Source organism: Rothia nasimurium (assembly GCF_042660305.1).
Lineage (GTDB): Bacteria > Actinomycetota > Actinomycetes > Actinomycetales > Micrococcaceae > Rothia > Rothia nasimurium.
Map to the genome: position 1 here is coordinate 19790 of NZ_JBHSTW010000020.1, position 11292 is coordinate 31081.

At 61.5% G+C, this 11292-nt stretch carries 11 protein-coding genes; 4 read left to right on the forward strand and 7 right to left on the reverse strand.

The window, feature by feature from the left end; translation table 11 throughout:
- Nucleotides 1–14 precede the first annotated feature (14 nt).
- Together ACFP6B_RS09535 and glnA are read right to left on the reverse strand one after the other, a co-directional pair.
- Nucleotides 15–3185, reverse strand: coding sequence for a bifunctional [glutamine synthetase] adenylyltransferase/[glutamine synthetase]-adenylyl-L-tyrosine phosphorylase (locus tag ACFP6B_RS09535; protein WP_377129538.1), 3171 nt, complete (start codon nt 3183–3185; stop codon nt 15–17).
- Between the two features lie 69 nt (nt 3186–3254).
- Nucleotides 3255–4598, reverse strand: a complete 1344-nt coding sequence (glnA, locus tag ACFP6B_RS09540; RefSeq protein WP_377129540.1) for a type I glutamate--ammonia ligase — start codon at nt 4596–4598, stop codon at nt 3255–3257.
- A 218-nt stretch (nt 4599–4816) separates the two neighbouring features.
- On the opposite strand from glnA, the gene panB reads away from it, so the two are divergent.
- Nucleotides 4817–5701: a 3-methyl-2-oxobutanoate hydroxymethyltransferase gene (panB, locus tag ACFP6B_RS09545; protein ID WP_377129542.1), complete on the forward strand. Its 885-nt coding sequence runs from the start codon at nt 4817–4819 to the stop codon at nt 5699–5701.
- Nucleotides 5702–5853: 152 nt separating this feature from the next.
- On the opposite strand, the gene ACFP6B_RS09550 is transcribed toward panB, so the two are convergent.
- Complete coding sequence (locus tag ACFP6B_RS09550; RefSeq protein WP_237195370.1) at nt 5854–6054, reverse strand: SPOR domain-containing protein; 201 nt, start codon at nt 6052–6054, stop codon at nt 5854–5856.
- Between the two features lie 123 nt (nt 6055–6177).
- Between ACFP6B_RS09550 and map the strand changes: the two genes are divergently transcribed.
- From map to ACFP6B_RS09565, 3 genes are read left to right on the forward strand one after another with little or no spacing between them, the layout of a single operon-like run.
- Nucleotides 6178–7083, forward strand: coding sequence for a type I methionyl aminopeptidase (gene map / locus ACFP6B_RS09555; protein WP_237195367.1), 906 nt, complete (start codon nt 6178–6180; stop codon nt 7081–7083).
- A 26-nt stretch (nt 7084–7109) separates the two neighbouring features.
- The gene (gene ppgK, locus ACFP6B_RS09560) at nt 7110–7964 is read left to right on the forward strand and encodes a polyphosphate--glucose phosphotransferase (protein ID WP_377129545.1); all 855 of its coding nucleotides are present in this window, start codon (nt 7110–7112) and stop codon (nt 7962–7964) included.
- Nucleotides 7965–7997: 33 nt separating this feature from the next.
- On the forward strand, nt 7998–8300 hold the full coding sequence (locus tag ACFP6B_RS09565) for a DUF4298 domain-containing protein (protein ID WP_377129547.1): 303 nt from the start codon (nt 7998–8000) through the stop codon (nt 8298–8300).
- A 14-nt stretch (nt 8301–8314) separates the two neighbouring features.
- On the opposite strand, the gene nrdR is transcribed toward ACFP6B_RS09565, so the two are convergent.
- The 4 genes from nrdR to ACFP6B_RS09585 form a co-directional block, all read right to left on the reverse strand.
- Nucleotides 8315–8791: a transcriptional regulator NrdR gene (gene nrdR, locus ACFP6B_RS09570; protein ID WP_377129549.1), complete on the reverse strand. Its 477-nt coding sequence runs from the start codon at nt 8789–8791 to the stop codon at nt 8315–8317.
- 9 nt (nt 8792–8800) lie between these two features.
- Complete coding sequence (hisD, locus tag ACFP6B_RS09575; protein WP_377129551.1) at nt 8801–10171, reverse strand: histidinol dehydrogenase; 1371 nt, start codon at nt 10169–10171, stop codon at nt 8801–8803.
- 36 nt (nt 10172–10207) lie between these two features.
- The gene (locus tag ACFP6B_RS09580) at nt 10208–10642 is read right to left on the reverse strand and encodes an MmcQ/YjbR family DNA-binding protein (RefSeq protein WP_377129553.1); all 435 of its coding nucleotides are present in this window, start codon (nt 10640–10642) and stop codon (nt 10208–10210) included.
- A 208-nt stretch (nt 10643–10850) separates the two neighbouring features.
- Complete coding sequence (locus ACFP6B_RS09585; RefSeq protein WP_377129555.1) at nt 10851–11177, reverse strand: hypothetical protein; 327 nt, start codon at nt 11175–11177, stop codon at nt 10851–10853.
- Nucleotides 11178–11292: the final 115 nt, after the last annotated feature.

Consider the following 11292-nt stretch of genomic DNA (forward strand, 5'->3'; position numbering starts at 1 on the left):
TAAACGGCTAATCTCTACCCCGGGTAAAACAGCTTTTCGTAGACGGCCCGGGCCTGGCGGGTGATGCGCAGGTAGTCATCTTCGAGGACGCGCGCTGAGTGGGGGGCATAGCCGCACCAGCGGGCGATAGCTTCAAGGTCTGAGCGGGTGGTCGTCAAGGTGTCCGAGGCGCGGCCGGTACGGAGCACGTTCAGGCCGCGTATCTTGGAGGCCAGTTTCCAGGCTGATGAGAGCAGGTTTGCGTCCCGTTCATCGACCAGCCCTGCCTGCACGGCGGCGTCCAGGGCCTTGAGGGTGGAGGTGGTGCGCATGCCCTCGACCCGGTGGGCGTGCTGCAGCTGTAGGAGCTGGACCAGCCACTCGACGTCCGTCAGCCCGCCTCTGCCCAGTTTGAGCTGGCGGGTCTTATCGGCGCCGCGGGGCATACGTTCGGTTTCGACCCGGGCTTTCATACGGCGGATTTCGGTGACCTTCTCAGCGGGGAAGGTGGTGGGGTACCGGTAGGGGTCGATGAGCTCGATAAAAGCTGCCCCTACGTATTCGGACCCCGCGAAGGGGCGGGCCCGCAGCAGGGCCTGGAACTCCCAGGTGTCGGCCCATCGCTCGTAGTATTCGCGGAAGGATTCCAGCGAGCGCACCATGGCGCCTGCCTTACCTTCGGGGCGCAGGTCAGCGTCGATTTCGAGCACTTTTTCGGCGCGGATCGGCGGGGTGGTGGGTTGTTTGAGCAGGGCGACCATGCGGTTGATCAGGTCGGTGGCTTCGGTTTGGGCGGCTTTTTCGTCGGCCCCGTCGCGCGGTATGTGCACGTACATGAGGTCGGAGTCTGAGCCGTAGCCGATTTCGGCCCCGCCCTGGCGGCCCATGGCGATGACCGCTACGTCGGTGAGCGGGGTGCGGCCATCAATGTAGGTTTCTCGTTCGGCGATGGCAAGAGCCGACTGGATGGCGCCCCGGTCGATGTCGGATAGGCCGTGAGCTACTTCTGCGTTGCTGTTGATGCCGAGCGCTTCGCCCATGGCGAGGCGGAGAATTTCGCGGCGGCGCATCATGCGGACGGCGCGGATCGCTTCGGCTGAGTCGGTGTGGCGGGTGAGCTGGGAGCGCAGTTCGCCGATGATGACGTCGGTGGCGCGGGGTTTGAGGTCTTCGGTGCGGTCGAGCCAGGCGATAGGTTCGGGGGTATCTTCGAGCAGGTCGGTGATGAAGCGGGAGGACGCCAGCAGGGTGCAGAGGCGCTCTGCGGCGGCCGGTGAGTCGCGGAGCATTCGCAGGTACCAGGGGGTGCCGCCCAGGGACTCGCTGATGCGGCGGAAGCCGAGCAGGCCGGCGTCCGGGTCCACGCCCTTGGCGAACCAGCCGAGAAGCACGGGCATGAGGGTGCGCTGGATTTCGGCTGAGCGGCGGAGGCCCTTGGTGAGGGCTTCGATGTGGCCCATGGCGCGGCGGGGGTCCTTGTAGCCCAGGGCTGCCAGGCGGTCTTGCGCTGCCTGCGGGGTGAGGGCCACTTCGTCTTTGGAGAGGTGGGCTACGGCGGCTAGCAGCGGACGGAAGAAGAGGCGCTCGTGCAGGGATTTCACGGCGCGTTTGATACCGGCCCACTGTTTGAGCATCTCTGGCTCGGTCAGCTGGGTGGGGGCCAGGGGGGAGTTCATGGCGCGCGCTAGCGAGCGCCGGTCGTTTTCTTTGACCGGCATCAGGTGGGTACGGCGCATGTAGAGCAGCTGGATGCGGTGCTCCATCACACGCAGGGTCGCGTAGTTATCTGCGAAGTCGTGGGCGTCCTTGCGGCCGATATAGCTGGCTTTTGCGAGGGCCGCGATGGAGTCGGTGGTGCTCTGGGTGCGGACGCTTTCATCGGTGCGGCCGTGCACGAGCTGCAGAAGCTGAACGGTGAATTCTACGTCGCGCAAGCCTCCGGGGCCGAGCTTGATTTGTCGGTCGACGTCGGCGGCGGGGATGTTGTCGGTGACGCGTTGGCGCATGGCCTGCACTGACTCTACAAAGGAATCGCGGGCGGCAGATTCCCAGATGAAGGGGCGCATGGCGCGTGCCCAGCGGACGCCCAGTTCGGGGGTACCTGCGATGGGGCGGGCTTTGAGCAGGGCCTGGAATTCCCAGTTTTCGGCCCACCGCTTGTAGTAGGTGGTGTAGGACTCCACGGTGCGTACCAGGGCGCCGTCCTTACCTTCGGGGCGCAGGTTGGCGTCGACCTCCCAGAGGGCGGGTTCGGGGGCCGGGGCCATGATGGCCTTGGAGAGGGCCATGACCAGCTCGGTACCGATCTGGGTCAGGGTATTTTCGTCGAGGGGGGCAAAGTCTTCGGGCAGGTCCGCCAGGGGCTTGTGGGCGACAGCGTAGACCACATCGACATCTGATATGTAGTTGAGTTCGCGGGCACCGCATTTTCCCATGCCGATGATGGCGAGTTCTACAGCGGCTACGATCTGTTCGCTGCGGTTCTGGGCTACTTCGGCGCGGGCAATTGCCAGGGCCCCTTCGAGGGCGGCTGCGGCCAGGTCTGCCAGAAGACGGCCAACGGTGGGCATGAACTGTACCGGTGCGAAACTGGTGAGGTCGTAGATCGCCAGTTCTGTCAGGTGACGGCGGTAGGCAACGCGCAGGGCGGTGTAGGCTTCTTTGCCGGTGAGCTGGGCGACCGGGGCGGACGCAGCCGGATCGGCTCCCACAGCCGTTAGCAGGTCGCGGCGATAGACGGTATCGAGCGGAGCGATAGGGGTGAGGTATTCTTCGTCGGTCTCGGGCAGCAGCGAGACGGGAAAATCTTGGCCGTCAAAAGCCCTAGGGTCAATCTCTAGCAGGTCTGCGTGCTCGGGGTAGCGAACCAGGAACTCCCCCAGCGCCTCGGAGCCGCCCAGTAAGCGGTAGAGGGCCTCGGCGTCCGCTCCCCGCGCAGCTAGCTGCGCCACCTTGGGGGCGCGTTCAATGAGTCTGACCAGGGCAGGCAGGGCGATATCGGGAGAAGGGGCTAGGCGCAGACCCTCAAACAGTTTGGCGCGGTCTAAACCTTCGAGCTCCCGGGAGTTGAGCCAGCGGGCGCTTTTAGCCGCATCGTAGAACCCCAGCGATGCCATCTCGCTCAGCAGACGCACCTGGGCCTTGCGTTCTTCTTCGGCGCGGCGGGCGGCTTCTTCGGGGGTTTCGTTCTGCGGGGTCTGGGTCACCGCTGTCTCCTTGGGTATTAATTACAGCAGGCGCAACACCGCCTGTGGTGTTGCGCCTGCATACGGGCACTAGAGGATACCGAGATTGTTCTTGAGTTCGTAGGGGGTTACTTCGGCGCGGAAGGCGTTCCAGTCGCGGCGCTTGTTGCGCAGGAACTGCTCAAAGACCTGCTCGCCGAGGGTTTCGGCCATGAACTCTGATTCTTCGGTACGGTGGATGGCGTCGTGGAGAGAGGACGGCAGGGCGTGGTAGCCCATGGCGCGGCGTTCTGCGCTGGTCATCGCTGAGATGTCTTCGGTGACGGCGGCGCTGGGCAGCTCGTACTCGTTTTCGATGCCCTTGAGGCCAGCTGCCAGGATGACGGCGTAGGCCAGGTAGGGGTTGGCAGCTGAGTCGATGCCGCGGTACTCCATGCGGGCTGACTGCATCTTGTTGGGCTTGTAGAGGGGAACGCGCACCAGGGCGGAGCGGTTGTTGTGACCCCAGGAGACGTAGGAGGGGGCCTCGCCGCCGCCCCACAGGCGCTTGTAGGAGTTGACGAACTGGTTGGTGACCGAGGTGAACTCGGGAGCGTGGCGCAGGACGCCGGCAATAAAGTGCTTGGCGGTGCGGGAGAGCTGGTACTCAGCCCCTGCCTCAAAGAAGACGTTGGTGTCGCCCTCGAAGAGGGAAAAGTGGGTGTGCATACCGGAGCCTGCGTGCTCGGTGAAGGGCTTGGGCATGAAGGTGGCGTAGATACCCTGGGAGAGGGCGACTTCCTTGATCACGGTGCGGAAGCTCATGATGTTATCGGCGGTCTGCAGGGCATCAGCGTGGCGCAGGTCGATTTCGTTCTGGCCGGGGCCGGTCTCGTGGTGGGAGAACTCCACCGAGATGCCGATTTCTTCCAGGGTGGTCACTGCCTTGCGGCGGAAGTCCTGCACCACGCCGCCGGGAGTGTGGTCGAAGTAGCTTTCGGAGTCAACCGGTTCGGGGAAGCCGCTGGGGCCCAGTTCCTTTGACTTGAGCAGATAAAACTCAATCTCGGGTGAGGTGTAGCAGGTAAAGCCCATACCCGCTGCCTTAGACAGCACGTTCTTGAGCACACCGCGGGTATCTGAGGCGCTGGGCTCCCCGTCGGGGGTGAGAATATCGCAGAACATGCGGGAGGTCGGCTCTTCATCCCCGCGCCAGGGCAGCACCTGGAAGGTGGAGGGATCAGGCTGCAGCAGCATATCTGACTCGTAGACGCGGGACAGACCTTCAATCGATGAACCGTCAAAACCAATGCCCTCGTCGAAGGCACTTTCTACCTCAGCAGGTGCGATAGCAACCGACTTGAGCTGGCCCACCACATCGGTAAACCAGAGGCGAACGAAACGCACGTTGCGTTCTTCGATAGTGCGCAAAACGAATTCTTGCTGACGATCCATGTGACCTATCCGTTCATGTCTAAAGGTGGCGCCCGCACCCCGGTGGGCGGGCAGACGAATCCTTAAACTCAACTCTAGAACGGAAGAGCCCCACCTGCCCAGCTGGCACGCTCCCAAAGCAGGTAAGAGTAACGAGTTTTAAACATTTCTTTCACCGAGTGAGATAAAGCGGGGGCTCGCCGGTTGCAGGGTAGCTATAGGGCACTAGAGTTAAGAATATGGTCAACGAAGAAACAGCACCTTACGGTTCCTCAACCCCCGCCCCCGCTGCCCCTGCCCAGGAGGCCGAGGCAAGAGTCCTTTCCGTCAAAAAAGTGCGCACCGTGCACCTACAACAGGCCAAGGACGCCGGGGAAAGGTTCGCCATGCTCACCAGCTATGACGCTCTCACCGCCACTATTTTTGACCGGGCCGGCATCGAGCTGCTGCTGATTGGTGACTCTGCGGGGAACAACGTGCTGGGGCACGAGTCCACCCTGACTATCACCGTTGATGAGATGCTTCCCCTGGTCAAGGCTGTTTCAAGCGCTGCCCAGCGCGCTATGGTTGTAGCTGACCTACCCTTTGGCTCCTATGAACAGTCTCCCGCCCAAGCTGTAGCAACCGCTGTACGCTTCATGAAAGAAGGCGGGGCTCACGCGGTCAAAATGGAAGCCACTGCCCACCACACGGAGCATGTGCGCGCCATGGTTGCAGCGGGGATCCCTGTCATGGCTCATATCGGCTTCACGCCCCAGTCCGAGCACGCTCTGGGCGGCTACCGGGTACAGGGTCGCGACGGCGGGCAGGTGCTCAAAGAAACCGCCCTCGCTCTTGAAGAAGCCGGCGCTTTCTGTCTGCTCATGGAAATGACCCGCTCCGACGTTGCCGCCGAGATTGATGCTTCGGTACGCATCCCCATCATCGGCATCGGGGCCGGGGCGGACGTCAGCGGGCAGGTACTGGTCTGGCAGGACGCCTTCGGCCTACGTCAGGGCAAGATGGCCCGCTTCGTCAAGCAGTACGCCAACCTCTACGACACCCTCTTTGAGGGAGCAAGCGCCTACCGGGCAGACGTGCGCTCAGGGGCCTATCCGGCAGCGGAACACCGGTTTGATCAGTAACCAGCAATGGTGAAGTAAGTAGAGCTGGCTCAGGTTCGCAGCGAAGCTGCTGGCTCGGGGCTGGCGTGAATCACGTGTGAGCGCCAGCGAACCCGTGAGAGGGTCGGCAGCGAGCGTGAACCGGAGTCAGCGTTACTGAGCCCTGCTGAGCTCTACCAGGCGTCCTTGCCCTCGTCCCATTCTTCGTTGCGCTTCTTCGCCTTCTCCATGGCATGCTCTGCTTCTTCACGGGTAGCGAAGGGGCCCCAGAGCTCGGTGATTTTGGACTGCTGGCCCTCTTCGACCTGGCCGGTGCTCAGGTTGTACCAGTACTGGGTGTCGTGGGGGCCGGGGGTGTAGTCGTTCAGTGACACAGGGTCTCCTTTGTAGTTGATTGATGTTGCACACACCACTCTACGCCCGGTTAGGCAAAAGATACAGCTTTTGGCAACGCTCCTAGGCGGGCCAGCCGGTACGCAGCGGATAAGCTAGAAGGCATGTCGACATCATCTAACAGCCACAACCTCCCCGCTGAGCCGGGTAAAGCCCCCGTGGGCAACCTAACGCCCGGCGTCGTAGCCCCCATGCGCCCGGTACCGGCGCACATCGTCCGCCCCGAATACGTGGGCAAGCCCGAAGCCAACGAGGGTCAGGGCTCAAACTTCTACACCCCCGAAGAAGTAGAAAAGGTGCGGGCGGCCGGCAAAATTGCCGCCGGTGCCATTGTTGAAGCTGAAAAGATCGCTGTTCCCGGCACCACCACCAACGACATCGACGTCTTGGTGCACGAATACATCTGCGACCACGGGGCCTACCCCTCAACCGTTGACTACCGCGGCTTCACCAAGAGCGTGTGCACCTCGCTGAACGAGGTCATCTGCCACGGTATCCCCGACTCCACCGTGCTTGAAGACGGCGATATTCTCAACCTCGACGTGACCGCCTACCTGCACGATATGCACGGTGACACCAACCGCACCCTGCTCGTTGGGGATGTGGACGAAGAGTCCCGCCTGCTGGTTGAGCGCACCGAAGAGGCCCTGAACCGCGCCATGAAGGCGGTACGCCCCGGCCGCGAAATCAACGTCATCGGGCGCGTCATCGAAAAGTACGCCGCCCGCTTTGGTTACGGCGTGGTGCGTGACTTTACCGGTCACGGTGTGGGCCGTGAATTCCACTCCGGCCTGATTATCCCCCACTACGATGCGGCTCCTGCCTACAACACCGTCATCGAAGAGGGCATGATTTTCACCATTGAACCCATGCTCACCCTGGGCACCATCGAATGGGATATGTGGGAGGACGACTGGACCGTCGTCACCCGCGATCGCAAGCGTACCGCCCAGTTTGAACACACCATGGTTGTCACCGCCGACGGCGTGGACATCCTTACCCTGCCCTAAACACCATCACTCTCAAAGGAGCGCTCATGACTGACGCAGTCACCCCCGAGGTCCCGGCACCTACCGCAGCTGACCTGGTTATCGGTATCGATATCGGAGGCACCGGCATGAAGGGCGGTATCGTTGATATCCGCACCGGCCAGCTGGTGGGCGAGCGCTTCCGCATCCCCACCCCGCAGCCTGCCACCCCCGAGGCCTGCGCATCTGTGGTTCGTGAAATCGTTGATGAGCTGCAGGGCCGTGAGCTTGCTCCCCTGCCCGATGCGGCTATCGGTATCGACTTCCCCGCCATCGTGAAGAACGGTGTTACCCTTTCTGCTGCGAATGTGCACGAGTCCTGGATTGGTGCTGACCTTGAGGGCATCATGAGCGAGGCCCTGGGCGGCCGTACTGTCTACGCCCTGAACGACGCGGACGCTGCCGGCCTGGCTGAAGCTACCTACGGCCAGGGTAAGGACAAGGACGGCCTGATCGCCGTGATTACCCTGGGCACCGGTATCGGTTCAGCCCTCATCATCAACGGCCAACTGATTCCGAACACCGAGCTGGGTCACCTTGAGATTGACGGCCACAACGCCGAATCTCGTGCATCAGCCCGTGCCCGTGAAATTCACGAGCTGTCCTGGAAGAAGTACGGTAAGCGTCTGCAGCGCTACTTCTCCCACGTGGAGTTCCTCTTCTCCCCCGACCTGTTCATCATCGGCGGTGGCATCTCGAAGAACCCCGAGAAGTTCATGCCCTACTTTGAAAATGAGATTCGCACCCCCATGGTCATGGCCCAGCTGCGCAATAACGCCGGCATTGTGGGGGCCGCCCTCTGGGCAGCCGGTCACCCCAGCGAGCACGAGCGCCGGGCAGCAGCTCTGGCAGGTACTCGCTAGGCTGGAACTAGATAGGAAAGGAAGCCTGCACCTATGAATCGTCAGCGTATTACCCAGCAGGAAGAAAATCTTAATTCTGTAACGGCTGCCCTAGAAACTATGGAGCAAGCCTTAGAAGATTTTGAACGGGCCTGCCAGGCTATGGAGCAGCTCTCTAGCTACTACGGTAGTGCCGCCTGGCATGAAGACCGCGCCGCCCTAGATTCTGGGGCCTTTGGCCAGCATCCCCCGGCTGCCGGGGTTCTGAGTGAGGACGCCGCCTACAACGCCATAAGCGACTGGAGAGAAACCTATCTACAGATGCTAGAACTAGCTAGCAGAGCGGCAAGAATCTAGCTGGCACCGCACTCCTAGAACAGGGCAGATTCTTCTGCCCTAGCGGCCCCGGCCTTACGTAAAGCGGCAATGGCCTGCTCAAAGTCTTCAAGTGACTCAAAGGCCTGGTAGACGCTGGCAAAGCGCAGGTAGGCCACGGTATCGAGCTTGGAGAGAGGTTCCAGAATGGAAAGCCCTACCTCATGGGCATCAATCTCGGCGATACCCTTAGCCCGGATATTCTCTTCAACTTCCTGGGCTAGCTTGGCTAGGTCGTCTTCGCTGACCGGACGCCCCTGGCAGGCTTTGCGCACACCAGAAATAATTTTGGCCCGGTTGAAAGGCTCAGTGACCCCGCTTCGCTTGATGACTGAAACAGCGGTGGTCTCAACCGTCGTAAAGCGCTTCCCGCAGGATTCACAGCGGCGACGGCGACGGATTGCTGAGTTGTCTTCGGTGGTGCGAGAATCAACGACCTTGGAGGTCGAGTTGCGGCAGTAGGGGCAGTTCATGCGTCCTCCTTATCGGCTACCACGGGTACGGGCGGTAATTGCTTCGCCGTGGGCGGGTAGGTCTTCGTCGTGGGCAACCGCGACAATGGCATCGCCGATCTCGGCCAGGGCGCTCTGACTGTAGTTAATCAGCTGCACAGCCTTCATAAAGACGGTGGTGTTGAGCCCCGATGCATAGGCAGCTGAACCGCCGGTGGGCAGGACGTGGTTGGATCCTGCCGCGTAATCCCCCAGGGGCACCGGCGAGTAGGGGCCGATGAAGATAGCACCGGCGTTGCGCACCCGACCGGCCACCTCTTCTGCCTTCTCAGTATGGATTTCGAGGTGCTCTGCTGCGTAGGCATCGGCTACCGCGATTGAGGCTTCGAGGCTATCGGTGAGCACCACGCCGGACTGGGGGCCGGTCAGGGCAGTAGCAACGCGTTCGCTGTGCTTGGTCGCAGCGGCTCGTTGATTGATGGCGTCCTGCACTGCGGCGGCGAGGGTTGGGCTGTGGGTAATCAGGACGGACCCGGCGTTGGGGTCGTGTTCGGCCTGGGAAATCAGGTCCGCCGCAACATAGTCGGGGTTGGCGGTGTCGTCGGCGATGACCGCAATTTCGGTGGTTCCGGCTTCACCGTCCACACCCACAACACCCTGCAGGGCCCGCTTGGCCATGGCAACAAAGATGTTGCCGGGGCCGGTGATGGTGTCGACGGGTTCAAGAACTTCACCGGCGTCGTCCAGTCCGTAGGCCATAGCGCCCAGGGCACCGGCGCCGCCGATGGCCCAGACTTCGGTAATGCCCAGCAGCCCGGCTGCACCCAGGATGGTGGGGTGGGGCAGGCCGTCGAATTCTTTTTGGGGCGGGGTGCAGAGCACGATGGAGCCGACGCCCGCTGCCTGGGCGGGTACGGTGTTCATGATGACCGATGAGGGGTAGACGGCCAGGCCGCCGGGCACGTACACGCCGGCGCGGCGCACGGGGGTCCAGCGGTTGGTGAGGACGGCCCCGGGGGCAACTTCGATGGTCTGGTCGGCGGGGCGCTGGGCGGCGGCAAAAGCACGGGTGCGCTCGATGGCGATTTCTAGGCCCTTGCGGACGCCCGGGTCAAGGTTCTCGACCGCCCGGTCGATAGCGCTCTGCGGTACGCGCAGGGCACCCTGCTCTACTCCATCGAAACGGGCGGAGAGTTCTCGCAGGTAGTCAGCGCCGCGGTCCTGTACGTTCTCGAGGATATCGTGCACGGTGGTGAGCGCATTGCCCACGAACTCTGTGGTCTGGCGCGGGACGATACGGCGCAGCTCGGCGTAGGAGTGGTTGCTGCCACGCAGGTCGATGGTGCGCAGGGTAAAGTCTGCGGGTGCAGTGGAGTTCTGGGTGTTGTCTGTTGTGCTCACTCTTTGATTTTAACGCGGTCGTCAAGCCGCAGCGGATTAGGCCGGTGGGTTTTCCGGCTGGTGAGATTCTGTCACCTTGAGTTTTTCTGCCACGGCCTGCCAGCCGGGCGGACGCTTACGAGCAGGCAGGGACTCAACCACGGTGAGATAGGACTCCGCGATGAGCTCGGCTAGCAGCTCACCAGCCACATCTGGGTGGGGTACGAGACTGTACCAGTGGGTTTTGTTCATGTGCCAGGCAGGGCGCGCCGCCGGGTGGGTTTCGATGATAGCTGCAACGTCGGCCGGGTGGGCTTTGAGGTTGACCAGCTGGGTGCCGTCCTTCTCAGCTAGCACCATGAACCACTTGCCGCCTACGCGGGCGGCTTCGGCGTTGCTGCGGGAGGTGAAGCGGTAGAGCTCGGTTGCGGGCAGAGCCAGGGCGGACGCGGACGCCGCCTCGTAGAGGGCACGGGAGGTGGAAAGGGTCATGGCCCCCCAGTTTAGTGGTCACTCTTCTTTATAGGTGAAGCAGGCTCACGCTCGCTGTCGACCCTCTCGCTGGTTCGCTAGCGCTCACAAGCGATTCACGCCAGCCCCGAGCCAGCAGCTTCGCTGTGAGCCTGCTTCACCTATCATCTGAATAGCTAGTTAGTAGTGTATTTACGCTCCGAGACAAGTGGTGAAATAATCAGAGTTTCTAGCTAACTATCATCTGTAGTAGTTGCCGAATCAGTGAAAGGATAATGTTGGCAGCTTCACTTGGTCCATCCTGTTTGAGCTGTTCTTTCATGCGCTCAAAAAATGAGTTTGCATTTTCAGCGGCAACAGCCTGAGTTTCAGCCTGTTTAATTTGTTGCTCGCAGTCAGTTACGATTTCTTGGAGGGCAGCTCGCTGATTAAAGTCTGTGATAAATTCACTAACTTGCGTGCTCATCGACTCAAACAACGACTCAATTTTTCTAGCTTGCTCCGCTGAAAATATTTCCGAAGATCCGAAGTTATTTATTACCCCGCTTTGCGTCACAGAGTTATTATTTCCAGAAAAATTAATATTCTGTGAGGCTTATTCAAAAGTCCCACCCGCAGCCAAAAACACCAACCCCCGCACCACCGCAAACACCCGCCCATACAACCCCAAC